The organism is Catellatospora sp. TT07R-123 (assembly GCF_018327705.1).
GTDB lineage: Bacteria > Actinomycetota > Actinomycetes > Mycobacteriales > Micromonosporaceae > Catellatospora.
On record NZ_BNEM01000002.1, the window covers coordinates 2,303,281 to 2,329,659 of the forward strand.

The window sequence follows — 26,379 nt, forward strand, 5'->3', positions numbered from 1 at the left end:
GGGCCGAGCGCCCCGGTGGCGCTCACGCGCCGCTGCTTCGGACCGGTGCGGTCAGGAACTGGCCCACCCGCACCACCAGCATGGCCATCTCGTAGGCGACCATGCCGGCGTCGGCCTCGCGGCTGGCGACCACCGCCAGGCAGGCCCCGTTGCCCGCCGCGGTGACGAACAGGAACCCCGAGTCGGTCTCGATCACCGCCTGGCGGACCTTGCCCCGCCCCAGGTGCCGCCCGGCACCCCTGGCCAGGCCGAACATGCTGGCAGCGATCGCCGACAGGTGCTCGGCGTCCTCGCGGCCCACCCCGCTGGAGGCTGCCATCAGCAGGCCGTCGGAGGACAGGACGACGGCCTTGCGCACCTGGGCCACCCGGTCGACGAAGTCGTCGGCCAGCCACGCCAGGTCGGCCACCGCGCTCGTTGTCTGCTCCACGTGCATCGTGCTTTCCCTTCCGGTGGTTGATCGCCATGACCGGGTTCAGGACCGGTCGGCCGGTGGCGGGGGTGGGGCCGCCGGTGGAGATCCGTTGACGGACATGAGGCCCGCCTCTCGGCGGCCTCGATCTGAGCCGCTCTGGAACGACGAGAACAGGGCTCTTACCTGTTCCTCGCGCAGTCCCGGCAGGTCGGCGACGGTGTCAGGACCGTCGTCGTCAATGGGTTCGGCCTCCGCCTCGATCGCCTCGGCCGCTGCGGCGTCCGGGACCGGCACGGCGGTCCCGGACGGCTCGGCCGGGTGCGGCGAGGGGCGGCGCTGGCGCACCGGCAGGCCCGAGGGGGTGAACTCGGCCTCGGCGGCACCGTCGCGCGGCGCGGGGATGCGTGCCGGACCCCCCTCGGCGACCGCCGGTTCGGCGGCCGCCTGCTCGGGGGCGGCGGGTTCGGCGGGGCTCTGCGCGACGGCGCGGGGCTGCGGCGGACGCGGCGCCGCGGGCAGGGCGGGGACCACCGGCAGCTCGCCGCTGCCCTCGTCGTCCAGCCCGGGGCCCTGCGGCGACCAGCCCTCGGCCAGCAGCTCGGCCGGGATCAGCACCACGGCCGTGGTGCCGCCGCCGCGGCCGTGCTGCAGGCGCACCTGGAGGTGGTGGCGCTGCGCGAGCTTGCCGACGACGTACAGGCCCAGGCGCGGGGTGCCGCTGAGCGAGAACTCGACCGGGTGGGCCAGCTGCGCGTTCGCCTCGGCGAGGTCGAGATCGGTCATGCCCAGGCCCGCGTCGTCGACCTCGATGACGTAGCCGCTGCCCACCGAGGAGCCGCCGACGTGCACCTTGGAGTGCCGGGGCGAGAACGACAGCGCGTTCTCCATCAGCTCGGCCAGCAGGTGGATGACGTCGCCGACGGCGTACCCGGCGAGGCCGACGGTCTCGCTGGGCCGGACCTCGACGCGCGGATACTCCTCGACCTCGGCGACCGCGCCCCGGATGACGTCGATCATCGGCACGGTGCGGCGCCAGCCCCGGCCGGGCACCGCCCCGGCGAGCACGATCAGGTTCTCGGCGTTGCGGCGCATGCGGGTGGCCAGGTGGTCGATGCGGAACAGCTCGTCGAGCTCGGCGGAGTCGGTGGTGCGCCGCTCCATCGCGTCGAGCATGCCCAGCTGGCGGTGCACCAGGGTCTGGCTGCGCCGGGCCAGGCTGAGGAACAGGTCGCGTACGCCACTGCGCAGCTCGGCCTGCTCGACGGCGGTGCGGATGGCCGTCTCCTGCGCCACGTTGAACGCCCGGCCGAGCTGCCCGAGCTCGTCGCCGCCGAATCCCGCGATCGGCGGCGCCTCGGCTGCCACGTCGACCTCCTCGCCCTGGCGCAGCCGTTGCACCACCCGCGGCAGGCGCACCGTGGCCAGTTCGTGGGCGGCGTCGCGCAGCTGCCGCAGCTGCGTGACGATGGCGCGGGCGGTGGTGATCGACAGCACGATCGAGGCGATGACGGCGATCAGGCCGAGCCCGGCGGCGAGGATGAGCCGGATGACGGTCCAGACGATGGGGCCGCGCGAGCGGGCGATGGCCGCGTCGGCCAGGTCGATGTCGAGCTGGGCCAGCTCGGTCAGGGCGGGGTCGAACGCCTGCCGCCAGACCTGCTGCGACACCGGGGGCGCGGCGCCGTCGCGGACTCCGGTGATCACCGACTCCTCGACGGCGTGCAGGCGGGTGAGCGCGGCGCCCCTGAGCACCGGGTCGTAGATCTTCACGTCGTCGGGCAGGCCCTGCGTCCCGATGGCGCGCACGTAGCGCTGCGCCCCGACCAGCTCGGCGAAGCGGGCCGCGTCGGCCGAGGTGAACCGGCCCGCGGCCAGCACCCCGGACATGAGCGCGTCCTCCTGCGACATCAGCTCGCGCCCGCGCGACATGGTCAGCAGGTGCGACAGCTGGTCGTTGATCTCCGGGTCGTCGAAGCGGGCGATGTTGGCGAAGATCTGGTACGCGGCGGCGACGGTGTCGGTGTAGTAGTCGGCGACGTCGGCGCGCTCCATCCGGCCGGTGTCCACGCCCATCCGCACCGGGGCGATCTTGTCGAGTCCGGCGAGCAGCTCGTCGATGCGCTGCCGGGCCAGCGGCGAGGCGGCCAGGCCGACCAGCGTGCCGTCGACGGACTCGCGCACCTTGCGGACGGCCTCGTCGGTGTCCTGGCGGGCGCGCAGCAGCTGCTCGCGGGCGGCGGTGTCGCCGGCCAGCAGCACCACCGACAGCCGGCGCTCGGCCTGCAGGTCGGCGACCAGCGCGTCGGTCGGCCGGCCCACCTGCTGGTCCAGGGTGCTGATCCAGAACAGGTTCAGCCCCTCGCGCGTGGTCACGAAGGCCGCGAACAGCCACAGCGCGGACAGGGACACCAGCAGGAATACGATCTTGGCCCGCAGGTTCGAGGTCCGGAGACTCATCACCACCGCCCCAGCGACGTCTCTAGAAGGGTGCCGACCGGCCCGGTCCGCATCTGTTGGTGCCGTCACCGATACGCAAGGTGATCGGCGTATCGCACTCAACACGAACCCGTGCCGAGGTTGTCGCACAACGAGTGCGACAAAGAGACGAACACCACCCTCCATTTTAGAGAGTGGTGTCCGTCGGGAAGGGAACCGGAGCGCTAACCCCGGTGCAACCGGCGCCAGGCGAGCTCGGCCAGCAGCGCCGCGCCGTCGGGCACCAGCGCGTCGTCGTAACGGGCCTCGGGCGCGTGGTTGAGCGGCGCCGTCAGCGGGTCCAGCTCCGGCGGGCAGGCGCCCAGGTTCAGGTACGCCCCGGGCACGCGCTCCAGCACGTACGACATGTCCTCCGCGCCCGCCTCCGGGTGCTCCATCCAGGCGAAGCGCTCGGCCCCGAACAGCTGCGCCGCCGTCGCGGCCGCGAAGTCGGCCTCGCCGCCGTCGTTGACCGTCACCGGGTAGCCGGGGACGTACACCGCGTCGGCGGTCAGCCCGTGCGCGGCGGCGATGTGGTTCACCACGTCCTGCACGCCGGTACGCAACCGCTCGCGGGTCTGCGGCGAGAACGAGCGCAGCGTCGCCGAGAACTGCGCCCGCGCCGGGATGACGTTCTCCACGGTGCCCGCGTGGAACGTGCCGACGGTGACCACCGCCGGGTCGAACACGTCGATGCTGCGGGTCACGAACGTCTGGAGCGCGAGCACCATCTCGCACGCCGCCGGGATCGGGTCGCGGGCGAACTGCGGCGCCGACCCGTGCCCGCCCGCCCCGTGCACGGTCACGTGCAGCGTGTCCGCGGCGGCCAGCATCGTGCCGCGCCGGGTGGTGAACTGCCCGTGGGGCAGCCACCCCGACAGCACGTGCAGGCAGTACGCCCCGACCAGCGGCACCCCGGCCGCCTCCAGCAGTCCTTCGGCGATCATCGGCTCGGCCCCGCCCGGACCCTCCTCGCCGGGCTGGAACATGAACACGACACTGCCGGGCAGCTCGTCGCGCGCCGCCGACAGCAGCCGGGCCGCGCCGACCAGCATCGCCACGTGCAGGTCGTGGCCGCAGGCGTGCATCGCCCCGTCGATCCGGGACGCGTAGTCCAGGCCGCTGAGTTCGGTGACCGGCAGCGCGTCCATGTCGCCGCGCAGCAGCACGGCCGGGCCGGGACGGCCGCCGCGCAGCACGGCGGTGACCGAGCTGAGCCCGGTGCCCGTGCCGACCTCCAGCGGCAGCCCGGCCAGCGCCCGCAGCACCGCCTCCTGGGTTCGCGGCAGGTCGAGCCCGATCTCCGGGTACTGGTGGACGTCGCGGCGCAGCGCGATCAGCTCGTCACGCATCGCCTCGACGTCGACCAGGAACCGGCCGCCCGGCCCCGACCCGTCGTGACCGCCCTCGGACGCGGGCTCGGCCGCCGTGGCGGAAACGGTGTCGGACGCGGCGGGCGCGGGCACAGACATGGCGGCACGCTACCGCCCCCGCCCACCCCCGGTCGAGGCCGCACTTGCGGGTAAAGCACGGCGATCCGGTCGCCGGTTCCAGCACTTTCCCCGAAACTGCAGCCTGCCGACGACGGAAGGAGTGCGCCGAAGCGGGTGCGGGTTAGGGTGAGGGGATGATCGGCGAAGTGCTACCCGTGCTGCCCGGGGTGGTGATGCGGCTGCCGAGCGTGGCCGACGCGGACGCCATCGCGCAGGCGTACCGGCGCAATCGCGAACACCTGCGCCCCTGGGAGCCGCAGCGCGACGAGGAGTTCTTCACCACCACCGCGCACGTCGCCCGGGTACGCGACCAGCTCGCGCTGGCCGAGTCCGGGCACATGGCGCCGTGGCTGCTGCACGACGGCGACCAGGTGCTCGGCGCGGTCACCCTGTCCAACATCATGTTCGGGCCGCTGCGCAGCGCCAACCTCGGCTACTGGGTCGACGCGGGGCAGACCGGTCGCGGCCTGGCCACCGCCGCCGTGGCCGTGGCCTGCCGGGCCGCCGACGAGCAGTTCGGGCTGCACCGGTTGCAGGCGGGCACCCTGGTCGACAACGCCGCGTCGCAGCGGGTGCTCGCCAAGAGCGGCTTCGAGCGGATCGGCACCGCCCGGGACTACCTGCACATCGACGGCCACTGGCGCGACCACGTCCTCTTCCAGAAGATCCTCAACAACCGCCCCGCCTTCTGACCTGCTGCTACCCGACCGCGACGGCCGGTCGGTCGACGTGGGCGGGCAGCAGCCGGGACAGCCGGGTGAGCAGGGCGTACGCGAGGACGCAGCAGGCGGTCAGGGCCAGCCACGGCACGGCCGGCCCCCGGTCGAGCAGCCAGGCGGCCGCGCCCGGCACGACGGCCTTGCCGACGTTCCACGAGAGCTGGTAGACGGCGGTGTAACGGCCGCGTACCCGGTCGGGGGCGGCGTCGGTGACCAGGCCGATCCCGGTCGGGCCCTCCAGCAGGTTCGCCGCCGTCGTGATCAGGACCGCCCCGAGCAGGCACGGTCCCAGCAGCCCACCCGGCACCGCCGGCAGCAGCGCGTACGCGGCGGAGGAGGCGGCGAAGGCCAGCGCGGCCCAGCGCAGCACCGAGGTCCGGCGGCGGCGCTCCAGCACCCGGCCGACCACGGTCTGGCACAGCGCGATGAGCACCGTCTCCACCGTGAACGCCACGCCCACGAGCCACACCGGTCCGTGCAGGACCTCGCCGACGTAGACGGCCAGCAGCAGCGCGGGCGTCGCCATCGCCACGACGAGCAGCAGGTTCACCCCGACGAACAGCAGGTACGGCCGGTCGGCCAGGACCACGCGGTAGGAGACCGCGTCCACATCGGAGTGCCGTGCGGTCGGCGCGACGGCCGGGTGCCAGGTGCCGATCATGACCGCCAGCACCAGGTAGCTCGCCGCGTTCGCGGCCGCCAGCACGGCCAGACCGGTGCGGCCGGGCGCGGCCACCACCAGTGCCGCGGCCAGCCCGCCCACCGCGAACGCCGCGTTGCGCAGCGCGATCTGGGCGCCGAGCCAGCGCGGCCGGTCCGGCTCGGGCACCACGGCGGCCGTCAGCGACCGGTACGCCACCCAGAACACGGCGTCGCCGACCGCCGCGAGCAGGGCGCAGGCGGCGACCTGCGCGGGGCCCGTACACAGCAGGAAGCCGCCGGTCCCGGCGGCCTGCGCGGCACCGCTGAGCACCAGGGCCCGGCGCGGCCCCAGCCGATCGGTCAGCGGCCCGGCGGCCATCCCCAGCGGCAGCGCCGCCAGCCGGGCCGCGGTCAGCACCGATCCGATCACGAGCAGGTCCAGCCCCGTCCACGCACCGAGGAACAGCAGCAGGAACGGCGCCATCACGCCGTTGCCAAGGGCGTCGATCGCCAGCGCGACCAGCAGGCGGCCGTTGCCGCGGGTGCGGGGCAGGCCGAGCCGTTCGGCCACCGGGTGCAGGCTCATGCGACGAGGTTGGCGGTTCAAGCGCACTTGAGGTCAAGTTCGAGTTTGCCGATGTCGGTGCCGGTGCGGGTAAGGTGATCGCAAATCCTGACGCCGCACCGGGAGGTTCACCGTTGGACGTCGAGCGCACCGCACTGCCGGGTATCGGCCTGCGCCACGAGTTCGAGACCGCCAAGGGACAGCACGCCGCCGTCGTGTCCCACGTCTCCGGCCGTCGTGACATCGTCATCTACCACCCCGACGATCCCGATACCGCGGTCGCGACCCTGTCGCTGACCACCGACGAGGCCAACGGGGTGGCGGAGCTGCTCGGCACCGCCCGGATCGTGGAGCGGCTGGCCGACCTGCGCCGCCAGGTCGTCGGGCTCCAGACGGTGCAGATCCCGGTGACCGCCGGTTCGCCGTACGACGGCCGCACCCTCGGCGACACCCAGGCGCGCACCCGTACCGGCGCCTCGGTCGTCGCCGTGATCCGGGCCGGGGAGATCCTGGCCAGCCCGCGGCCGGACTTCGAGTTCCGGCCCGGCGACCTGGCCGTGGCCGTCGGCACCGCCGAAGGCACCGCCTCCGTGTCCGACATCCTGAACAACGGCTGAGGGGCGCCCGTGCACGGAGCCGTCACCCTCATCGAGATCGGGGCGGTCATCCTCGCCCTGGGCCTGCTCGGCGCACTGTCGGTGCGCGTCGGCATCTCCCCGATCCCGCTCTACCTGCTGGCCGGACTGGCGTTCGGCAAGGGCGGCCTGCTGCCGCTGGTCTCCACCGAGGAGTTCACCGCCACCGGCGCCGAGATCGGCGTCATCCTCCTGCTGTTCACCCTCGGCCTGGAGTACACGGCACCCGAACTGGTCGGCACGCTGCGGCACAACGCCCCGGCGGGCCTGGTCGACCTGGTCCTCAACAGCGCCCCGGGCGTCATCGCCGCGCTCCTGCTCGGCTGGGGTCCGGTGGCCGCCGTCGCGCTCGGCGGCATCACGTACGTCACCTCGTCCGGCATCACCGCCAAGGTGCTCGCCGACCTGAACTGGCTCGGCAACCGCGAGGTGCCGGTCGTGCTGTCGCTGCTGGTCTTCGAGGACCTGACGATGGCCGTCTACCTGCCGATCCTCACCGCCATGCTGGCCGGGGTCGGCTTCCTGGCCGGGCTGACCACGCTGGGCATCGCCGGGGCCACGATCACGGTGATCCTGGTGGTGGCGCTGAAGTTCGGCAAGTGGGTGGAGAAGTTCGTGCACTCCCCCAGCGAGGAGGTGCTGCTGCTGAAGGTGCTCGGGCTGACCATCGTGGTCGCCGGGGTGGCCCAGCAGCTCCAGGTGTCGGCGGCGGTCGGCGCGTTCCTGGTCGGCATCGCGCTGTCGGGTCCGCTGGCGCACACCGCCAGGGAGCTGCTGACCCCGCTGCGGGACCTGTTCGCCGCGGTCTTCTTCGTCTTCTTCGGACTCCAGACCGACCCGGCGCAGCTGCCGCCGGTCATCGGCATCGCGCTGGCGCTGGCCGTCGCGGGTATCGCGACGAAGCTGGCCACCGGCTGGTGGGCGGCTCGGCGGGCGGGCATCCACGCGGCGGGCCGGCTGCGCGCCGGTGTGGCGCTGCTGCCCCGGGGCGAGTTCAACATCGTCATCGCCGGCCTGGCGGTCGCGGCGGGCATCAACCCGCGCCTCGGGCCGCTGGCGGCGGCGTACGTGCTGATCCTCGCGGTGCTCGGGCCGCTGGTCGCCCGCGGCGTCGAGCCGGTGGTCCGCCGCCTGGCCCAGCGCCGCCGCCACCCCGCCGCCGAGCCCGTCCCCGCCCCGTCCCCCACCCCCGACGGACCCCCCATCCCCGTCCCTCACCCCCGCACCTCCTGACGCTCAGGCGAGCGTGCAGTCTCGGGGAAAGTGCTGGAATCGCGGTCATGATTCGTGCACTTTCCCCGAAACTGCACCCAGACAGCGCGGCGCGCGACGGCGCGCGACGGCGGCGGGTCACGTGATGCGCAGGCGCCAGCCGGGCTGGATGAGGTCGGGGTCGGTGATCTGCGGGTTGAGGCGGCGCAGGTCGAGCACGGTGGTGTCGAAGCGGGCCGCGATCGCGGTGAGGGTGTCGCCGGTTTTGACGGTGTAGCGCCTGCTCGCGGCACCGGCGGCCTGCTCGGCGGGCGCCTTCTTCGCGGTGGTCTTCTTGGCGGTGGTGGTGCGGCGGGCCCGGGTGGCGGCGACCTTGTCGCCGTACTTGCGCTCCAGGCGGGTCAGCACCTCGTCGGCCTGGGCGGCGGACATGGCCAGGTGTACGTGGTCGGCGTGCGCGGCGTCGACGGAGGCGCCGTACGAGGAGATCCTCTCGCCGTTCTTGACGTAGAAGCCGTCGTCGTCGCCGTACGGGGTGGTGTGGATCAGTTCCACGCACTGGTCGTGGAACTCGTCCTCGATCCATCTGGCCAGGTCGCGGCCCGTCCCGGCCTTCGCGCCCACGCCGAAGTCGACGGCGGCGGTGGGCGAGCCGCGGTAGTCCAGGCCGTAGTGGTGGCTGGAGCCGCCGTGGTCGCCGTCCATGCCGGAGCTGACGTAGAGGTCGCGCTTCTTCGGGTAGTACTTCTCGAAGATCGAAATGATCTTGTCTCCGGTCGGCCCGGTCCGCACCCTGTGCCAGCGCTTGATGGGCATGGCGAACCACCCCCTCCGCGCCCATTTTATGGTTTTTCGCCCGCCCACCCGGCCGCTATCGCGCCAGGCCGGCGTTAAGAAGGGGCCCTGCTAGCACGTATTGCGACAAGAGGGCGCCCTTCCTCACCTCAGGGCGAGCTGGGGGCGCCGAAGTGGGGGCGCGGGGTGCGGAGGGTGCGGGGGGAGGCGCCGAGCTCGCGGCGGCAGGCCTTGTTGAAGGCCTGCAGGTCGGGCAGGCCGACCTGGGCGGCGATCGCGGGGATGGACAGCGTGGAGCGGCGCAGCAGGTGCTCGGCGCGGGCCAGGCGGCGCCGCCGCAGGTACGCCACCACGGTGTCGCCGGTCTCGGCGCGGAACAGCCGGGTCAGGTGGTTGTGCGAGACGCCCGCGTGCCGGGCGATCTCCGGCACGGTCAGCGGCTCGGCCAGGTGCAGCTCGATGTGTGCGGTCGCGGCGGCCACGGCCGGATGCGGCCCGCCGGGCGCGGACGCCGCCGGGCCGGGCAGGCGGCTGATCCGCCACAGCAGCGCCCACACCTCGGCGTCGGCGTGCCCGCCGTCGCGCGGCGCGGCGGCCAGGGCCTGGCCGAACAGGTCGCGCAGGGCCGGGGTCCGCTCGGCGGCGTCCTGCATCACCGGCACGGACAGCGCCGGGCCGGTGCGCGGCAGCCGCAGGTGGGCGTACAGGTGCTCCGAGCGCCCCCGGTAGCGGAAGGCGACCTCGCACCCGGGCGGGATGAGGCTCACGTGGCCGGGGCGGATCTCGTGCACGGCCCCGCCGAGGGCGAGCTCGGCGTGGTAGCCGTACAGGTGCAGCTGCCACAGGTCGGGCAGCAGGAACACGTCGCGGGAGGTGCCGACGCCGTGCACGCCGACGCCGATGTTGACCACGCGCGGCGGCTCGTGCAGCCGCAGCCGCACCCGCGCGCCGCCCGGCTCCAGTTCCGGCTCCGGCAGTGGCGCCGGTGCGTCCAGCGTGTCCGGCATGGTGAAAATCTACCAGCAGTGGTGATTACAGCCCACGCTGCGCGCGGCCGGGCCCACATAACCTCTCCAGGTCACCGCCCAGCGAGGAAACCTGGAGAAAAGCCAACGTGGCCATGCAGCCGTGGTTCGCCGACGCCAAGCTCGGCATCTTCGTCCACTGGGGGATCTACGCCGTCGAGGGCACCCTGGAGTCGTGGGCGTTCTACGCCGGTGAGGTGCCCCACGACCAGTACATGCGCCAGACGGAGGGGTTCACCGCCGCCGACTACGACCCGCGGGCGTGGGCGGAGCTGTTCGCGCGGGTCGGGGCCCGCTACGCCGTGCTGACCTCGCGCCACCACGACGGCGTCGCGCTGTGGGACACCGACCACGGCGACCTGAACGTCGTCCGGCACACCCCGGCGGGGCGCGACCTGCTCGGGCCGTACGCGCAGGCGCTGCGCGAGCAGGGGCTCAAGGTCGGCTTCTACTACTCGCACTCGGACTGGAACCACCCGCTGTACCCGTCGGTGCGCTCGCGGGGCGAGCAGCAGCACGTCAACGACAGCCGGTGGGTGGCCCCGCAGGACGGCCGCCCCGACGACCCGCAGGCCTGGTCGCGGTACCTGGACTACCGGGACGGGCAGGTCGGCGAGCTGGTCGACCGGTACCGGCCGGACCTGCTGTGGTTCGACGGGGAGTGGGAGCGCGACGAGTCGCAGTGGCGGCTGGCGCCGCTGGCGGAGCGGATCATGGCCGCCAACCCGCAGACGGTGCTGAACGCGCGGATGCTGTCGTTCGGCGACTACGCCACCCCGGAGCAGGGCCTGCCGATGGCGGCGCCGGACGGGCCGTGGGAGCTGTGCCTGACGATCAACGACAGCTGGGGCTTCCGGCACTCCGACACCAACTTCAAATCGGTCGGGCAGCTCGTGCGCTACTTCGCCGAGACGATCGGGCTGGGCGGCAACCTGCTGCTGGACGTGGGCCCGACCGCCGCGGGCGTGATCCCGGCCGAGCAGGTCGAGCGGCTGGAGGGCCTGGGCGCGTGGATCGCCCGGCACGGCGCCGCGGTGTGGGGCACGGGCGCGGGCCTGCCCGCCGGGCACCACTACGGCCCGAGCACGCTGTCGGCCGACGGGCGCACGCTGTACCTGGTCTGCTTCGGCTCACCCGGTGAGCTGGCGGTCAAGGGGCTGCGCACGCCGGTGCGGCGGGCGTACGTGCTGGGCACCGGCGCCGAGCTGGGTCACCGGGTGACCGGCGGCCACGGCGCGGTGCCCGGCGTGACCTGGATCGACGCCCCCGCCCCCGCCGACGTGGACCCCCACGCCACCGTGATCGCCGTCGACCTCGACGGCCCCCTCGACCTCTACCGGGGCCAGGGCCGCAACTGACCGCCCGCCCCCCCCAGACCGGACCCGGGCCCAAGACCACCCGAGTTGCCCGCTCAGGGCCGAAACGGAGATGACCGGAGCCCGCCGGGGGTGCGAGCATCCGGTCGTGACGAGTGACGTGGTGCGCCTGACCCTCGACGACCTGCCCGGCTGCCTCGCGCTGGCCGACGACCGCGGCTGGCTGTCGGAGGAGGGCAAGTGGCGTTTCCTGTTCTCCGTCGGCGAGGCCTACGGCCTGCGCGAGGACGACGGGACGATCGTCGGGACGACCATCCTCACCCGGTACGGCACCGGCGTCGCCGCGATCAGCATGGTGCTGGTCGCCGCCCGGCTGGAGGGGCGCGGCCTCGGGCGGCGGCTGATGCGGTACGCGCTGGACCAGGCCGGTCCGGCGACCGCGATCCTCGACGCGACCGAGCACGGCCGTCCGCTGTACGAGAAACTCGGCTTCGAGCCCGTCGGCGTGCGGCACGTGCACGCGGGCGTCTTCACCCCGCCCCTGGCGCTGCCCGCCGACCCGGTGTCGCGCCCGGCGACCGGGGCGGACCTGCCCGCGATCATCCGGGTGGACGCCCGCGCCATGGGCGCCGAGCGCACGGAGGTGCTGCGGCGGCTGCCCGGCTTCTGCCGGAGCCTGCGGGTGGTCGAGCGCGGCGGCGAGATCACCGGGTTCGCGGGCGTGTGGCCCAATACCGAGCGACTGATGGTGGGTCCTGTCGTCGCTGAGAGTGACGATGACGCCCTCGCGCTGATCACCGAGTCGCTCGCGGGCACGGACGGGCTGGTCCGGATGGACTTCGACGAGCGGCGGCCGCACCTGCGCGCATGGGCGCTGGCGCACGGGCTGACCGAGCGCTTCACCTGCACGATCATGGCGCGCGGGCCGGTGCGCGGCGACCGCGGCCCGCACTACAGCCCCCTCATGCAGGCACTCGGCTGATCCACTTCGGGCGGCGGCGTGAACGATTTCCATTTCGGACGGTGACCGTCCATCATGGCCGCATCGTCGCCCGTGTCGCGGCCGCGCCGTGGGTCGTTGGGCGGACGAGGATCAACGCCAGGAGACATCTACCCAGAAGTCCGTTTTATCGGTAATGTCGTGCTGGCTACGCCGCCCCCGACCCGTCAGGAGCCGCAATGCCAGCGTTCGACCTGCCCGAGTTCTACCTGCCCTACCCCGCCCGGCTGAACCCGCACGAGCAGCACGCCCGCGACCACTCCAACGCCTGGGCGAAGGAGATGGGCATGCTCGACGCCGTCGGGCCGTCGGGCGAGCCGGTATGGGACGCCGAGCGCCTCAACCGGCACGACTACGGGCTGATGTGCGCCTACACCCACCCCGACTGCGACGAGCCCACCCTCGACCTGGTCACCGACTGGTACGTGTGGGTCTTCTTCTTCGACGACCACTTCCTGGAGGAGTTCAAGTACTCCCGTGATCTGGCCGGCGCACAGGCCTACCTGGACCGGCTGAGCCTGTTCATGACGGAGCCGGGTGCGCAGGTGCCCGAGCCGCGCAACCCGGCGGAGGCGGGGCTGGCGAACCTGTGGGCGCGGACGATTCCCGCCATGTCGGACGGCTGGCGGCGGCGCTTCGTCGCCAGCACCCACAACCTCATGGTCGAGTCCATGTGGGAGCTGGACAACATCAGCCGGCACCGCATCGCCAACCCGATCGAGTACATCGAGATGCGGCGGCGGGTCGGCGGGGCGCCCTGGTCGGCCAACCTCGTCGAGTACGCGGCCGGTGCCGAGATCCCCGCGCACCTGGCCGCGCTGCGGCCGCTGCGGGTGCTCTGCGACACCTTCGCCGACGCCGTCCACCTGCGCAACGACCTGTTCTCCTACCAGCGCGAGGTCGCCGAGGAGGGCGAGAACTCCAACGCCGTGCTGGTGCTGGAGCGCTTCCTCGACCTGGCTCCGCAGCGGGCCGCGGACCTGGTCAACGAGCTGCTCACCTCCCGGCTGCGCCAGTTCGAGCACACCGCGCTGACCGAACTGCCCCAGCTGCTGGCCGCCCAGGGGGTGCCGCTGGAGGACCAGCTCGCCGTCGCGCTGTACGCCAAGGGCCTGCAGGACTGGCAGGCGGGCGGGCACGAGTGGCACGCCCGGTCCAGCCGCTACCAGAAGCTGCGCGACCGCGACGCCGCCGACCTCAGCGGGCGGCCGGTCGGGCTGGGCACGTCGGCCGCGTGGCCCGGCCACCTCGCCCCCGGGGTGCGCACCTTCCTGGTCCAGCACGCGCACGTGCCGACCGGGCGGGTCGTCGGGCACCTGCCGATCCCGCCGCTGCACATGCCGTACGCCCATCGGACCAGCCCGCACCTGGCCCAGGCCCGGCGGCACGTGCTGGCCTGGAGCGAGCAGATGGGCTTCTTCGAGCCCGCGCCCGGCGACGGCCCGATCACCGTCTGGGACGCGGGCCTGGTCGCCGGGTACGACCTGGCCCACTGCGCCGCGATGATCCACGTCGACGCCAGCCCGGAGCAGCTGGAACTGTCCGCCGACTGGCTGGCCTGGGGCACCTACGGCGACGACCTGTACCCGGTGCGCTACGGCCGCACCCGCGACCTGGCCGGGGCGCGGGTCCAGAACGACCGGCTGGCGCTGTTCATGCCGCTGGACGGCGCGGCGGCGCCCGAGGCGGTGACCCCGCTGGAGCGGGGCCTGGCCGACCTGTGGCTGCGCACCGCCGGGCCGATGGGCCCCCACGCGCGGGCCCGGTTCCGCGTCGCGGTGATCGACATGATCGCCTCCTGGGTGTGGGAGCTGGAGAACCAGGCGATCAACCGGGTGCCCGACCCGGTGGACTACGTCGAGATGCGGCGGGCCACGTTCGGCTCGGACATGACCATGGGCCTGGCCCGGCTGGCGCACGCCGACACCGTCCCCGACGAGCTGTACGCGCACCGGGTGCTCCAGCAGCTCGAACACGCCGCGCAGGACTACGCCTGCCTCACCAACGACCTGTACTCGTACCAGAAGGAGATCCAGTACGAGGACGAGGTGCACAACATGGTGTTCGTGGTGGAGCGGTTCCTGGGCTGCGACCCGTACACCGCCCGCGACGTCGTCGCCGACCTGATGAACCAGCGGATGCGGCAGTTCGAGCACCTGGACGCCGTCGAGCTGCCGCAGCTGTACGCCCAGCTCGACCTGCCCCACCCGGTGCGCGACAGCCTGGACCGCTACGTCGGCCAGCTCAAGGACTGGATGTCGGGCATCCTGGTGTGGCACGACACCTGCATCCGCTACGGCGAGCACGAGCTGCGCGCCCGCCACCACACCGCCCCGGCCCTGCCCGGCCTGACCGGCCTGGGCACCTCGGCGGCCCGGCTGCCGCAGTCGCTCGCCGTCGCGTGACGACCCGGGTGGACGCCGCGGCGGGCGACGCGATAGGAGTTCTGTCATGACCGTACGGCTGCTGCTGCTGGCGCTGAAGGACACCTACGCCCACACCCACCGCGGCGACCGCCCGGCCGTCGCCACCGCCGACGAGCTGCTGGCGGCGGCCGGCCCGCTCGCCGAGGGGGTCCACGTCGCCGCCGCGGACGTGATGGCCGAGCCGAGCTGGGACATCTCCCCCACCACGATGCTGGCGCTGGCCCGCCGGGTCCGCGCCGCGCTGCTCGACGACGGCTACCAGGGCGTCGTCGTCGCGCACGGCCCGGACACCCTGGAGGAGAGCGCCTACCTGACCGATCTGCTGGCCGGGCCGGCCGCCGACCGGGGCGCGATCGTCTTCACCGGCGGCCTGCGCCGCCTGGACGACCCCGACGCCGACGCGCCGGGCAACCTCGCCGACGCGATCACCGCCGCCGCCGACCCCGTGCTGACCGGGGTCGGCGCGGTCGTCTGCGCGGCGGGCGAACTGCACGCCGCCCGCCTGGCCACCCTGGTCGACGCCGACCGCGTGGCCCTGTTCGACTCCGGCCCGGCCGGACCGCTGGGCCAGGTCATCGGCACCAAGGTCGAGCTGCTGGCCGCGCCGCCGCCCCGGCCCCCGGCCGTGTCCGGCGAGCCCGAGCCCGACGTCGCGCTCATCGCCACGTACCCGGGGATGGAGCCGGGGCTGCTGCACGCGGCCGTCGACGCCGGGGCCCGCGGCGTGGTGCTGGCCGGGACGGGCTCGGGCAACATCCCCGTCGGGCTGCTCAGCACCGTCGGCGAGCTGGTCGGCTGGGACATCCCGGTGGTGGTGGCCTCGCGCAGCGCGACCGGCGCGGTCGCGCTGGCCGACCTGCCGCCGGGCACCGGCCTGGCCGCCGGGATGGGCGCGATCGGCGCCCGCGGCCTGGCCCCGGCCAAGGCCCGGGTGGCGCTGATGGCCGCGCTCGGCGGCGGCGGGGTCGAGGCCGTACGCGACTGGTTCGCCCGCCTCTGATCGGCCGAACCCGCCCTCGACCGCGTACGGCTGCGGACAATGGGTGAGAAAGCGGTCGAGCGTACGAGGGGGCGGGCCATGGCGACCGACGAGGCGGCCACGCGGGCGGAACTGGCGGAGGTCGAACGGCTGATCGCCGACCTGCGGCGCAGCGCGCAGGGCATCCACGAGGAGATCGGCAACCGCGACGACGGGCCGGGCGATCCCGGGGACGTCAGCGAGCTGTTCGCCGAGACCCAGGAGCAGGAGGCGCTGCTGGGCGAGCTGGAGCAGCGCCGCGACGACCTCCGCCACCGCCTCGACCCCCACGAACCCTGACCGTCAGTCGCGGGCGGCGCGGGCGCGATCGACGACCTCCTCCGTGGTCAGCGGGCTCTTGGGGTGGTGGCTCAGGCACAGGGGCGTACGCACCTTGCGGAACGCGAAGCCCTCCCCTGAGGCGTAGAACTCGCCCGTGCCGAGCCGCGCGATGTCCGGCACGTCGGCGCCCTTGGCGCGGGCCATCTCCCGCGCCGCGTCGATCTGCACCGGGGCGTTGAGCAGCCCGAAGAACTGCGTCGCGGCGTTGCCCGGGATGCCGTTGTGCAGGCCCTTGGGCTGCTGGGTCGCGAAGACCAGGCCCAGGCCGTACTTGCGGGCCTGCGAGGCCAGGGCCAGCGTGCTGCGGGTGCACGCGGTCATCGGGCCGGACGGCGCCAGCGTCTGCGCCTCGTCCATGACGAACAGGCCGCCCAGCGGCCGCTCCCCGGCCGGGTTCTTCTTGATCCAGGCGAACAGCGCCATCTGGAGCTGGTTGACGAAGCTCTGCCGCTGCTCGTCGGAGGGCAGGCCGACGAAGCTGACCACCGAGATGCGCGCCCGCTTGCCCGGCGCCGGGGTCAGCAGCAGCCCCGGATCGACCGGGGCCCCGTCCCCGCCGAACAGCGGGTCGTTGACCGTCGCCGCCCGCAGCGTCTGCGCCAGCCCGAACCCGATCCGCTCCGCGTCGTCGATCTGGCTCAGCCCCTCCGGCAGCTCGGAGAGCAGGTCGAGGAACTGCTTCAACCCGCCGCCACCGGTACGGGCGAACGCCGTCAGCGACTCCTTGAGCACCGCCCGCGCCAGCTCCGCCTTGACCGTGTTGCCGTCGACCTTGGCGCGCGGCGCCAGGCTGGCCACCGCCGCCGCGATGGAGATCGCCAGCTCGTCCGGATCGCCCAGCACGCTGCGGAAGTCCGGCAGCGGCTGGAACGACACCGGGCGGCCCGCGTCGCGGTTCGGCGTCCACACGACGACGTCGGTGCCGTCGAGGAACTCCGCCGCCCGCGCGGCGTCCCCGTCCAGCCAGCCCGACGGCGGCTGCGGCCAGGCGTCGCCGAGGCGGGCGAGGTCGTTGTTGGGGTCCAGCACGATCGTGGACACGCCCTGGAGCGCGCACTCCTCGATCAGGCGCCGGATCAGCACCGTCTTGCCCGAGCCCGAACCGGCGAAGATCACCGTGTGCTTGCGCAGCCACTCCAGCTGAAGGTGCAGCGGCAGCCCGTCGTCGTACCCGGTGCCGAGGGCGATCACCGCCGACTCCCCGCCGGTCGCGGCCGCGTCAGCCGCCGGTTCGGCCGGTTCGGCCTCGGCCGCCTGCTCGACCTGGGCGAGCTCCGCGGCGACCTCGCCGAGGACGGTGCGCAGCAGCATCGTGCGCCCGGCCGGGCGCCGCGAGACCAGCCACGCCGCCAGGCCGGGATCGCGCTCGGCCAGCAGCTGCCGCAGCGCCGCGAAGGTACGCAGGTCGTCCTCGCCCATCTTCAGCCAGGCGCCGCCGTCCTCCGTGAACGCCTTCAGCGCCTCCTGGGTCTTGGGGCCCTTGTTCCAGTCCTCGTTGCGCAGCAGGAACAGCTTTCGCTTGGTGATGCCTCGGCTGAGCCCGGCGCCGGTCCGCGCCGCGTGGATGCGCGCCAGCGCCGCGATCGGCTGCTCGGCCGAGACCGCGCGGAACGACCAGTGCTGCTCGTCCTCGACCGTCTCGTCCAGGATCCGGCGCAGCCGGGCGTGCAGGGCCACCTTCCCGCCCTGCGGCGGATCGAGCTTGAACTGCCCGCCGAAGCGGCCCTGCTCCTCGATCCAGGCGGCCAGCCCGGCTTCGAGCAGCTCACGCACCACGCTGTCCTCGGTGGACGGCCGCAGCGCCCCGGAGATGTCCGCGGCCTGCTTGAGCTGTGTGAACCGCGCCTCCAGCACGTCGTCGCCCGGCGGCTGCGGGGCGACCGGCACCACCGGCGGCGCGGAATCGCCGTCGGCGAGCAGGCTTTCCAGCTCGCGGACCACGCCCCGGCGCAGGCAGGACTGGACGTGGTCGTTGATCGTGTTGATGAGCCGGCGCGGCGTCATGACCGTCGCGTACGCGAACGCCTCGGGAAGCACCGGCCAGGAGGGGTACTCCGGGACGTACCCGATCTCGGCGAAGCGCACCGCGAACCGCTTCTCGACGATGTCGCGCGCGATGTCCGCGCTGGCGATCCCCTTTAGCGTCACCGCCTCCCGGAACCGGTCCGCGACCGACTTCGTGGCCTGCGTCCGGATCAGCGTCCAGGTCGAGGGCAGGCACGACAGCACCGTGAGCGTGCGCCGGGTCGTCTGCCGCAGCGACATCAACCCGTCCGCGATGCGGTTGACCAGCATGATCTGGTCCTGGCTCTCGTCACCGGCACTGCCGCCGGAGGTGTCGGTGACCGCCTGCGCGATGAGCGTGTCGAGCTGGTCGACGGCGACCACGGCCGGTCCGGTCAGCGCGAGCAGCTGGGAGATCTCCTGCACGACGAGCTGCGGCAGCTTCGGCTCCGGGTGGATGCCCCAGGCGTGCCGCTCACCCTGTTCCAGCTCCTCCATCGACTGGAGATACGCGTAACCGACGTCCTGTGCGGTGGGGTCGCCCGCCGCCAGCAGCACCAGGGCCCGCGCCGTGTGGTGGCAGGCCATCCCGACCGGCTGGTGGTGGCGGCGCAGCGCGCCGACGAACTCGTCCACGTGGCCGCGTTCCAGCAGCCCGTTGCCGCCGATCGCGGCCCGGGCCTGCTCCCCCACCCCCGCCTGCTCGCACAGCCGGTCGAGGAAGACCGCGAGCTGACTGCGCTGCTCCCGGTATGGCCGGTAGAGGCCGTCCAGGAAGGCCAGTGCGGTGCTCTTCCAGAAGTAGCCGCCGTCCAGCAGCCCGACCAGGAAGAAGTAGCCGCCCTTGAGCTGCGTCTGCTCCCGTACCCAGCCGAGCAGGTGGGTCTTGCCGGAGCCGGCCTGGCCCTGCATGGCCACGCCCATCGGGCTGCCGTCGGCGCTGCGCTCGGCGTCGGCCAGCCCGTCCAGGATGTACCCGGCCACCTCGCCGTGCAGCGCCTCGACGTGGAACGGCGAGCTGCGCCAGACGTCGTCGGGGACGGGGGCGACGTCGAACCTCAGGCAGGACAGCGCGCTGCGGTCGTCCTCGTTCATGCCGCCTCGATCGACAGCAGGTGCTTGTCCTCACCACCGATGTGGATCGCGGCCGCGCGGTCTGCGTCGCTCAGGTTCTTCTGGTTCTCCTCGGGCACCAGGACCACCGCCCGGTGCACCGCCATGGTCATCAGCGCCTGGTCGACGGCGCCCCGGTCGATGCCGGACAGCGCGGCGCGCAGGTCGGTGAGGCTGACCCAGCCCTGCGGGGTGGCGGCGAGCCTGCGGTACGCGGTGCCGATCCGCTTCTCGACCTCGGCGGGCTTGACCACGCGCGGCTTGGCGACCCTGACCGGCTTCGGCGCCTCGACGGGCGCGTCACTGGCCGTAAACACCTCACCCAGGCTCAGCTCGGCGCGGCTGAGGTAGCGCTCGACGGCACCGAGCAGCGCGTGCAGGGCCGGGACGGCGGGACCGGTGCCCTTCACATACTCGGCGGTCAGTTCCCTCTTGCACTCCGCCCAGCCGTCGTCGGTCAGCTCGTGCGCCAGGCCCCGGCCGACCTTGCGGCGGACGGCCAGCTTCGCCTCGACGAGTGCGCGGCTGTCCTCGCCGGTCAGGGAGATCCCGTAGCGGGCGGTCAGCTCGCTGTTGGAGACCTCCCGGGCCTCGGCCATCAGCAGCATGAGGAAGGCCTTCTGGGAGGGCTTGAGGGTGGTGCCTGCCATCTTCACTCCTTGTGCGCGTCGTTGCGGCTGTTGCGGATGTATCGCTCCAGATGCGACAGCACCTGGTCGAGTTCGGTGAGGACCTGGTTGTTGGTGAAGCGGAGCACCGCGAAGCCGTCGAGCTGGAGCAGCACGTCGCGGCGCCGGTCGTTCTCGAACTTACGCGGGCCCCGGTGTTCCGGCCCGTCGACCTCCACGGCGCACCGCTCGGCCCGCCATTGCAGGTCGATGATGTAGTGCGGGTGCGTCTCGAACCGCCGGTTCCAGATCCGGCCGGTCGCCCAGGCGGCCTTGGCCAGCGCCGCCTCCAGGGCCTTCTCGGCGGCGCTGTTCGGGTCGGGCCTGCCTTCGACCGGCGGGTAGGTGACCGTCCCGGGCGGCGGCGCCGGGACGGGTGCCGCCGGGGTATGGGCCACGACCTGGGCGACGTGCTCGGGCAGCGGGAACGGGACGGGCTCGATCCGCTCGGCCGAGGGCAGCGGCGCGCCGGTGAGCCATACCCCGAAGGCGCCGTGGGCGGCCAGCCACTCGCAGGCGGCGCCGAGCACCCGCTGCGCGGCCGGGCCGAGGTCCGGCACGTCGACGACGATCGCGGTGCCGCGGCGGCTGTAGCTGGCGGCGAGCACCTTGGCCAGCTCGGCGGCGCGCACCTCGGGGGCGAAGCGGGTGGTGCCGGGACCGCCGCCGCGCAGGGCCGTCTCGGCCAGGTCGGCCAGGAACGGTCCGAAGTGGCCGCTGTCGGCGGCGAGTTCGGCGGCCAGGGCGCGTACGGCGGCGACTCCGGCTCCGGCCGGGCCGTCGAGCGCGGCGGCCGCGGGCAGCCAGGCGGGCAGGAGCTGGACGGCGACGCGTTCGAGTTCGGCCAGCACCGCCGCGACCAGGTCGGCGGTGGTCCGGGCGGCCTGCGGGTGGTACACGACCACGGCGGGCGCCCCGTCGGGCAGCGGGCGCAGTGAGAGCTCGACGGCGTCCAGAGCGGCGCCGCGCAGGCGTACGACCCTGCCCAGCGGCAGGTCTGCCCAACTCTGCGCCATCATCTGACTCCCCTGAGCGACGACGATCGCGAGTCTGCTCGCGTTCCCGTTGCCCCGCAACCGGATGTTCGGCCCCCCGGCACGCCGAGGGGACGCAAACTTCACCGGATCGGGCTACTGCCCCCGCTGCTCCGATCTGGTGAGACCACCCCGAAGATCACGCGAGTCGCCGGGCAGTCGGGCGTATCTTGACCGCTCAATCCCCCGATTGCCCGGCAACTCGCGTGAGGTGGTGGGCGGCGGCGCGGATCTCGCCGAGGAGGATCAGCAGGTCGTCGGTGGTGGTGGCGGGGTTGAGGAGGCAGGCGCGCAGCGATTCCCGGTCGGCGATGCGGGTGCCGGTCAGGAATGCCAGGCCGCGCCGCTGCACCGCCGCCGGGATGGCCCGGTTGAGCGCGTCCAGCTCGTCGTCGGGCAGGCCCGGCGGGCGGTGGCGGAACGCGGCGATGGAGGTGACCACCGGGGCCGTCAGCTCGAAGTCGGGCGCGGCGGCGAGCAGGCCGGCCAGTTCGCGGGTGCGGGCCACGGTCTGCCCGATCAGGTCGGTGACCCCGTCGCGGCCGAGGTGGGACAGGGTGGCCCAGACCCGCAGCGCGCGCAACGGCCGGGTCTGCTCGGGGCCGTACTCGGAGAACCAGCCGAGGTCGCCCGCGCCGTCGTCCCGCAGGTACGCCGGGACCAGGCTGAACGTGTCGCGCACCGCCGACGGGTCGCGGACCAGGACGCAGCCGCAGTCGACGGGCACGCCGAGCCACTTGTGCGGGTCCAGGGCGAGCGAGTCGGCGCGGTCCATCCCGGCGTACGGTCCGGGCACGGCGAGCACGCCCAGCGCCCCGTACGCCCCGTCGACGTGGAACCAGGTGTCGTACGCGGCGGCGATGTCGGCGAGTTCGGCCAGCGGGTCGACCGCGCCGGTGCCGACCGTCCCGGCGCTGGCGGCCACGCACATCGGCCGCATTCCGGCCGCGACGTCCTGCTCGATCAGGCGCCACAGCGCCTCCGGGTCCATCCGCAGCCGATCGTCGCAAGGCACGGTGCGCAGGCCCCGGCGGCCGATCCCGAGCAGCTCGGCCGCCTTCTGCACGCAGCTGTGGCCCTCGGCGCCGACGTACACGGTCATCGGGGGCTGCCCGGCCAGGCCGTCCTCGCGCACGTCCCAGCCGTCGCGCCGGGCGGCCCGGCCGCGCGCGGCGGCCAGCGCGATGACGGTGGCCATCGACGCGCCGCTGGTCAGCAGGCCGCCGCCGGGCCGGTGCGGGAATCCGACCAGCTCGGCCAGCCAGCGCAGCACGGAATGCTCCAGCAGCACCCCGGCGTGCTCACCCCCGGCGCAGCTCGGGTTGAGCGCGGCGGCCAGCGGCGCGACCGCGATCCCGGCGGGCGAGGGCGCGGAGTTGACCCACCCGAAGAAGCGCGGATGGCCGTTTCCCATCGGGTACGGCATGACCCGGTCGCGCACGTCGGCCAGCAGCTCGGTCAGCGGCCGCCCGGCGGCGGGCAGCGGCTGGCCGGTCAGCCAGGCCCGGTCGTCGTCGGACACCGGCCGCCACACCGGGGCACCGGCGATCCCGGCCACATGCCAGGCCGCCATCTCGGCGGCGGTCCGCCCGGCTCCAAACAGCTCGTCCACGGGGTACATCCTCGCCGGACGGCGATACGCGGCGCACGGGACCCACCGGGGTGGGGCGAGCAGCGCCCGCCCCACCCCGGCCCTCGGCCTCACACCGCCGGGCTGAGCACCGCCGAAGAGGCGGCAGCACGGGATCGCAGCATCCGCCGCCGGCCGGGCCCGTGGCCCAGCGTGGAGAGGAACTCGTCGATCTGGTTGACGGTGATCCCCGGCATGCAGACGACGTGCGACAGGCGCCCGTCGTCGGCGAGCACCCACCGGCCCAGCCGCCCCGACGGCGGGCTGGGCAGCGTGACCGTGAACGCGTGCGGGTTGCGGTGCGCGTCCCAGCCCAGCTCGCACAGCTGCTTGTGGGTGTAGTCGGCCAGCCGCCGCGACGCCTCGGCCCGCGCCCGCAGGCCGTCCAGGCCAACCCGGTTTAGCACCGTCCACAGGATCAGCGGGGTGTGGCCGGAGCGGGAGCCGGTGATGGTGGTGTCGGCACTGCCGGTGTACGACACCCGGGTGTCGGCGTTGCGGTACGGGGACTGGGCGTACACCAGCACCCCGCACGGCATCAGGGTAGACAGGAACTTGTGCCCCGACACGACCATCGAGGTGGCTCCGGCGGCGAAGTCGAAGGCCGGGCGCTGCCGCTCGGGCAGCAGCGCCAGCGGGACGCCCGCCATGGCCGCGTCGACGTGGATGCGCCGCCGGATGATGGCCAGGTCGTCGCAGACCTCGCGGATGGCCGCGACGTCGTCGATCGCCTCGGTCATCGTGGTGCCCGCGGTCGCCACGATCATCGCGGGCCGCTCGCGGCGCCGGGCCAGTTCCCCGGCCAGGTCGGCGACGTCCATCCGCCCGGTGACGTCGGTGCGTACGATGACCAGCTGCAACTTGAGCTTGCGCGCCGCCTTGGCCACCGAGTAGTGCGCCGCCGCCGAGGTGTAGACGACGATGTCGGGGTAGCGCTGCCACGCCTCGTCCAGGGCGTGCTCGGTGCCCTCGCTGGCGCCGCCGGTGACGTACCCCCAGCAGTCGCGCGGGGCCTGGAACAGGTCGCCGATGGTGGTGACGACCTCCCGCTCCAGCTCCTTGGTGTGGTTGACGCCGTGCCCCGGGTCGCCCCAGGCGTCGCCGACGTTGTTGAGCAGGTGGCCGGTCATCAGCTCGGACAGTTCCGGGAAGACCAGGTCCACCGCGCCGGGGAACCCGATGTCGTAATGTCGTGACTGCGCCAGGCGGGCGGTCAGGTCCCGCAGGGTCGCTGCGACCGACAGCGGCGGCGCCGCCGGTCGCAGCGGGGTGACCGGCGCGCCGGTCACCCGGCCCTCCTGCGGCCCCGGGCCTGCGCAGCGGCGATGCGCTGGTTGTCGGCCCAGGCCAGGGTGGTGGACAGCTCGTTCATCCAGCGCACGATCTGGCCGTGGTACTCGTCGGAGATCAGGTTGTCGAGGCCGACCGGGCTCCACTGCATCAGGTGGTGGCCGGGTGCGACCTCCAGGCTGTGCGTGGAGTGCACCTGGAAGGTGTTGAACTCGGCCAGGCCGCGCCGCTCCCCCACCATGACGCTGCCGTCGGTCATCACCACCCGGATGCTGCCCGGCACGTCGGAGTCCCGGCTGACCTGCGAGCGGACCTGCTCCCAGGTGCCGGTGTGGGTGTCCAGGCTGGACACGCCGAGCCCGGCGTAGACGGCCTTGTCGGTCATGGTGTCGTCGCGCCGGTTGGCCAGCGCGAAGCGCACGTCGTACGGCGGGCGCTGCGCGGCGATGGTCTGGTTGAGCTCGAACAGCAGCCGGGGCAGGTTGCTGACCTCCGGCCCGGCCAGCCAGATCTTCGTCGACGCGGTGAGCAGCTGCCGGTCGCGGCGGAACGGATCGACCTGCTTGTACAGGAACGCCAGCGCGTACGGCGACAGCGGGTCGGAGCGCCGCTTCTCCCACGCGTGCCGGGCGTGCAGCACGTTCATCTTGCGCAGCCGCTGCGCGGCCTGGTGCCGCAGGTCGGCCATCTGGGCCAGGTCCAGCATGGACGCCTCACCGATGGGATCGGACTGCTCGTCCATGCCGTGCGGCCGGTTTCCGGTGCCGGGCTGCGACTGCCCGTATGCGGTCGGTCCCATGTCACAGCTCCAGGGGTTCGAGGCGGTGGTCGCCGACGGTGAGCGGGTTCGGGGTGCCCCGCCCGATCTGCTGGTAGACGCCAGGGCGACCGCGGCGCATACCGCCGCCCCAGGCCAGACCGGTCAGACCGGCCCCGGCGATGAGGACCGGGATGATCCACGGCCACTTCGACCCCGGCGACACGCCCAGCAGCGCGCCCAGGTTGGACAGCATGAACACGATCACGAGGAAGCCGGTCACCGCGCCGACCGTCGGCGCGATGGTGCGGACGAGGACGGACTCGCGGGAGCCGCCGCCGCGGGCGAAGAACGCGCGCGCCGACAGGGCGGACAGCACCAGCAGCACCAGCACCGACATACCGCCGATGGTGGACAGCCAGGTGAACATGATGGTCATCGGGTCGGCCCCGACCAGCACGAACGCGGTCACGACCACGGCCGCCACGACCGACTGGACGGCCGAGCCGGCCAGCGGCGCGCCACCCCGCACACCGCCGCTGAGCTTGGCCAGCGCCGGAGGCAGCACCCCCTCGCGGGCCAGCGCGAAGATGTAGCGGGCCACGGTGGCGTGGAACGCCGACATGGCGGCGATGACGCTGGTGACCAGCAGGACCGTGGCCACGGTGATGATGCCGGAGCCGTATACCGTGCCCAGCACGCCCAGCGGGCCCTGATCGGGGTCGCGTGCGGCGTCCACGACGTGGTCCGGGCCGACAGCCACGGCGAACGCCCAGGCCGACACGGCGTAGAACAGGCCGAGGAACGCGACGGTCGCGGCCATGGCGCGCCCCACCGCGCCGTCGGCGCGGGCCTCCTCGCCGAAGGCCGGGCCGGTCTCACCGCCCACGAAAGCGGCCATCGCGAACGCGAGCACGCCACCGATGCCGGGCACGGCCAGCTGCGACGGCGACCACGGCGACATGTCCAGGCCCTCGGCCGGGTTGGCGATCGCGGCCAGGTCGAACAGGACGATGATGGCCAGTTCCACGGCGAGCAGGGTGCCCAGCAGCTTGGCGTTGGTGACGCCGCGCAGCTGGCCGAGGATGGCGACGACGACCCAGACCAGGGCAGCCCAGACCCACCACTGCCCGCCGACCAGGCCCGCCAGGGTGACCCCGCAGAGGCCGTACAGGCTGATCTGGATGGCGTTGTAGCCCAGCAACGCGATGACCGCGCCGGCGACCCCCACCGACGGGTTCAGTCCGCGCGCGAGCAGCGCGTAGAACGGTGCCGCGTGCGGCACGTGCCGGGCCATCGCGACGTAGCCGACGGCCAGCAGGCCGACCACCACGCCGATGACGACGAACGACAGCGGCACCGCGACCACGCCGGTGAAGGCGTACATCGCGACGACACCGCCGACCAGCACGGTCAGCGGCGAGGACGCCCCGACCGCGAAGACCCACAGCGATCCGGCGCCCAGCGTCCGGCGGGCCAGTGCGCGCCCCGTCATCGCACCTCCCGGGCCTGCTGTGCCCGGTGCGGCACGGTGCCGCTTCCGTCCTTGCCGATTCCGCGCATCGCGGTCCGCCTCCCCAGCGTCGTTCGCCCCCACCCAGCCGGGTGCACGCACCATCGAGCCACGCTGCTCGTTTCCGGTGAGTGCCCGACCGCCCGCAGGCATTTCGATAAAGCGAGCCGACTGTAATCGCTGGAGCACCAGACTGTCATGGGGGTCTAAGTTGGACCCCCCATACTGGACAGTCGCGTCAGGACACCATACGCAAACGTGCCGGGTTGCCGCGACACGCGTGCGGACCAGC

At 73.5% G+C, this 26,379-nt stretch carries 20 protein-coding genes and 1 pseudogene; 8 read left to right on the forward strand and 13 right to left on the reverse strand.

The features are described from left to right. Positions 1 to 22: 22 nt before the first annotated feature. From Cs7R123_RS30300 to Cs7R123_RS30310, 3 genes are all read right to left on the reverse strand, one after another. On the reverse strand, positions 23 to 430 hold the full coding sequence (locus Cs7R123_RS30300; RefSeq protein ID WP_212831478.1) for a roadblock/LC7 domain-containing protein: 408 nt from the start codon (positions 428 to 430) through the stop codon (positions 23 to 25). Between the two features lie 45 nt (positions 431 to 475). After that, entirely contained in the window at positions 476 to 2,872 is a 2,397-nt protein-coding gene (locus Cs7R123_RS30305) for a nitrate- and nitrite sensing domain-containing protein (protein ID WP_212831479.1), read from the reverse strand. 203 nt (positions 2,873 to 3,075) lie between these two features. Beyond that, on the reverse strand, positions 3,076 to 4,362 hold the full coding sequence (locus tag Cs7R123_RS30310) for a M20 family metallopeptidase (protein ID WP_244872236.1): 1,287 nt from the start codon (positions 4,360 to 4,362) through the stop codon (positions 3,076 to 3,078). A 155-nt stretch (positions 4,363 to 4,517) separates the two neighbouring features. On the opposite strand from Cs7R123_RS30310, the gene Cs7R123_RS30315 reads away from it, so the two are divergent. Beyond that, positions 4,518 to 5,075: a GNAT family N-acetyltransferase gene (locus tag Cs7R123_RS30315; protein ID WP_244872237.1), complete on the forward strand. Its 558-nt coding sequence runs from the start codon at positions 4,518 to 4,520 to the stop codon at positions 5,073 to 5,075. A 7-nt stretch (positions 5,076 to 5,082) separates the two neighbouring features. Here Cs7R123_RS30315 and Cs7R123_RS30320 read toward each other — a convergent pair whose 3' ends face one another. After that, the gene (locus Cs7R123_RS30320) at positions 5,083 to 6,330 is read right to left on the reverse strand and encodes an MFS transporter (RefSeq protein ID WP_212831480.1); all 1,248 of its coding nucleotides are present in this window, start codon (positions 6,328 to 6,330) and stop codon (positions 5,083 to 5,085) included. A gap of 113 nt (positions 6,331 to 6,443) precedes the next feature. Between Cs7R123_RS30320 and Cs7R123_RS30325 the strand changes: the two genes are divergently transcribed. Further along, the gene (locus Cs7R123_RS30325) at positions 6,444 to 6,926 is read left to right on the forward strand and encodes a cation:proton antiporter regulatory subunit (RefSeq protein WP_212831481.1); all 483 of its coding nucleotides are present in this window, start codon (positions 6,444 to 6,446) and stop codon (positions 6,924 to 6,926) included. A gap of 9 nt (positions 6,927 to 6,935) precedes the next feature. Continuing rightward, a complete protein-coding gene (locus Cs7R123_RS30330; RefSeq protein WP_212831482.1) occupies positions 6,936 to 8,177 on the forward strand; it encodes a cation:proton antiporter in 1,242 nt (413 codons plus the stop codon). Positions 8,178 to 8,294: 117 nt separating this feature from the next. Here Cs7R123_RS30330 and Cs7R123_RS30335 read toward each other — a convergent pair whose 3' ends face one another. Both Cs7R123_RS30335 and Cs7R123_RS30340 read right to left on the reverse strand, forming a co-directional pair. Further along, the gene (locus tag Cs7R123_RS30335; protein ID WP_212831484.1) at positions 8,295 to 8,972 is read right to left on the reverse strand and encodes a LysM domain-containing protein; all 678 of its coding nucleotides are present in this window, start codon (positions 8,970 to 8,972) and stop codon (positions 8,295 to 8,297) included. Positions 8,973 to 9,100: 128 nt separating this feature from the next. Beyond that, on the reverse strand, positions 9,101 to 9,958 hold the full coding sequence (locus tag Cs7R123_RS30340) for an AraC family transcriptional regulator (protein ID WP_212831486.1): 858 nt from the start codon (positions 9,956 to 9,958) through the stop codon (positions 9,101 to 9,103). 89 nt (positions 9,959 to 10,047) lie between these two features. Here Cs7R123_RS30340 and Cs7R123_RS30345 point away from each other — a divergent pair. The 5 genes and pseudogenes from Cs7R123_RS30345 to Cs7R123_RS30365 form a co-directional block, all read left to right on the forward strand. Further along, positions 10,048 to 11,334 (forward strand): annotated as a pseudogene (locus Cs7R123_RS30345) (alpha-L-fucosidase); the annotation flags it as partial. A gap of 106 nt (positions 11,335 to 11,440) precedes the next feature. After that, a complete protein-coding gene (locus Cs7R123_RS30350; protein WP_212831488.1) occupies positions 11,441 to 12,274 on the forward strand; it encodes a GNAT family N-acetyltransferase in 834 nt (277 codons plus the stop codon). 197 nt (positions 12,275 to 12,471) lie between these two features. After that, positions 12,472 to 14,697, forward strand: coding sequence for a germacradienol/geosmin synthase (locus tag Cs7R123_RS30355; protein WP_244872238.1), 2,226 nt, complete (start codon positions 12,472 to 12,474; stop codon positions 14,695 to 14,697). A gap of 46 nt (positions 14,698 to 14,743) precedes the next feature. Continuing rightward, positions 14,744 to 15,718 carry an asparaginase gene (locus tag Cs7R123_RS30360; protein WP_212831490.1) on the forward strand — a complete coding sequence of 325 codons (975 nt, stop codon included), beginning with the start codon at positions 14,744 to 14,746 and terminating at the stop codon, positions 15,716 to 15,718. 78 nt (positions 15,719 to 15,796) lie between these two features. Further along, positions 15,797 to 16,036, forward strand: a complete 240-nt coding sequence (locus Cs7R123_RS30365; protein ID WP_212831491.1) for a hypothetical protein — start codon at positions 15,797 to 15,799, stop codon at positions 16,034 to 16,036. 3 nt (positions 16,037 to 16,039) lie between these two features. On the opposite strand, the gene Cs7R123_RS30370 is transcribed toward Cs7R123_RS30365, so the two are convergent. From Cs7R123_RS30370 to Cs7R123_RS30400, 7 genes are all read right to left on the reverse strand, one after another. After that, the gene (locus tag Cs7R123_RS30370) at positions 16,040 to 19,177 is read right to left on the reverse strand and encodes an ATP-binding protein (protein ID WP_212831494.1); all 3,138 of its coding nucleotides are present in this window, start codon (positions 19,175 to 19,177) and stop codon (positions 16,040 to 16,042) included. Then, positions 19,174 to 19,845 carry a hypothetical protein gene (locus Cs7R123_RS30375; protein ID WP_212831495.1) on the reverse strand — a complete coding sequence of 224 codons (672 nt, stop codon included), beginning with the start codon at positions 19,843 to 19,845 and terminating at the stop codon, positions 19,174 to 19,176. The genes Cs7R123_RS30370 and Cs7R123_RS30375 overlap by 4 nt, the downstream gene beginning before the upstream one ends. Positions 19,846 to 19,847: 2 nt before the next feature. Continuing rightward, the gene (locus Cs7R123_RS30380) at positions 19,848 to 20,879 is read right to left on the reverse strand and encodes an endonuclease domain-containing protein (protein WP_212831496.1); all 1,032 of its coding nucleotides are present in this window, start codon (positions 20,877 to 20,879) and stop codon (positions 19,848 to 19,850) included. A gap of 196 nt (positions 20,880 to 21,075) precedes the next feature. Then, positions 21,076 to 22,509, reverse strand: coding sequence for a pyridoxal-dependent decarboxylase (locus Cs7R123_RS40880; RefSeq protein ID WP_212831497.1), 1,434 nt, complete (start codon positions 22,507 to 22,509; stop codon positions 21,076 to 21,078). 89 nt (positions 22,510 to 22,598) lie between these two features. Continuing rightward, on the reverse strand, positions 22,599 to 23,816 hold the full coding sequence (locus tag Cs7R123_RS30390; protein WP_212831498.1) for a pyridoxal-dependent decarboxylase: 1,218 nt from the start codon (positions 23,814 to 23,816) through the stop codon (positions 22,599 to 22,601). Next, positions 23,813 to 24,616 (reverse strand): hypothetical protein, encoded by an 804-nt coding sequence (locus tag Cs7R123_RS30395; RefSeq protein ID WP_212831499.1) that lies wholly within the window; start codon positions 24,614 to 24,616, stop codon positions 23,813 to 23,815. The genes Cs7R123_RS30390 and Cs7R123_RS30395 overlap by 4 nt, the downstream gene beginning before the upstream one ends. A gap of 1 nt (position 24,617) precedes the next feature. After that, positions 24,618 to 26,069 carry an APC family permease gene (locus Cs7R123_RS30400; protein WP_212831500.1) on the reverse strand — a complete coding sequence of 484 codons (1,452 nt, stop codon included), beginning with the start codon at positions 26,067 to 26,069 and terminating at the stop codon, positions 24,618 to 24,620. Positions 26,070 to 26,379 lie beyond the last annotated feature (310 nt).

Excerpts from the sequence above, each read along its gene's own strand:
- Cs7R123_RS30380 (WP_212831496.1), bottom strand. The coding sequence starts at position 20,879 with ATGGCGCAGAGTTGGGCAGACCTGCCGCTGGGCAGGGTCGTACGCCTG.
- Cs7R123_RS30320 (WP_212831480.1), bottom strand. The coding sequence starts at position 6,330 with ATGAGCCTGCACCCGGTGGCCGAACGGCTCGGCCTGCCCCGCACCCGC.
- Cs7R123_RS30370 (WP_212831494.1), bottom strand. The coding sequence starts at position 19,177 with ATGAACGAGGACGACCGCAGCGCGCTGTCCTGCCTGAGGTTCGACGTC.
- Cs7R123_RS30355 (WP_244872238.1), top strand. The coding sequence starts at position 12,472 with ATGCCAGCGTTCGACCTGCCCGAGTTCTACCTGCCCTACCCCGCCCGG.
- Cs7R123_RS30395 (WP_212831499.1), bottom strand. The coding sequence starts at position 24,616 with ATGGGACCGACCGCATACGGGCAGTCGCAGCCCGGCACCGGAAACCGG.
- Cs7R123_RS30375 (WP_212831495.1), bottom strand. The coding sequence starts at position 19,845 with ATGGCAGGCACCACCCTCAAGCCCTCCCAGAAGGCCTTCCTCATGCTG.
- Cs7R123_RS30335 (WP_212831484.1), bottom strand. The coding sequence starts at position 8,972 with ATGCCCATCAAGCGCTGGCACAGGGTGCGGACCGGGCCGACCGGAGAC.
- Cs7R123_RS30340 (WP_212831486.1), bottom strand. The coding sequence starts at position 9,958 with ATGCCGGACACGCTGGACGCACCGGCGCCACTGCCGGAGCCGGAACTG.
- Cs7R123_RS30305 (WP_212831479.1), bottom strand. The coding sequence starts at position 2,872 with ATGAGTCTCCGGACCTCGAACCTGCGGGCCAAGATCGTATTCCTGCTG.
- Cs7R123_RS30310 (WP_244872236.1), bottom strand. The coding sequence starts at position 4,362 with ATGTCTGTGCCCGCGCCCGCCGCGTCCGACACCGTTTCCGCCACGGCG.
- Cs7R123_RS30315 (WP_244872237.1), top strand. The coding sequence starts at position 4,518 with ATGATCGGCGAAGTGCTACCCGTGCTGCCCGGGGTGGTGATGCGGCTG.
- Cs7R123_RS30365 (WP_212831491.1), top strand. The coding sequence starts at position 15,797 with ATGGCGACCGACGAGGCGGCCACGCGGGCGGAACTGGCGGAGGTCGAA.
- Cs7R123_RS30400 (WP_212831500.1), bottom strand. The coding sequence starts at position 26,069 with ATGACGGGGCGCGCACTGGCCCGCCGGACGCTGGGCGCCGGATCGCTG.
- Cs7R123_RS30360 (WP_212831490.1), top strand. The coding sequence starts at position 14,744 with ATGACCGTACGGCTGCTGCTGCTGGCGCTGAAGGACACCTACGCCCAC.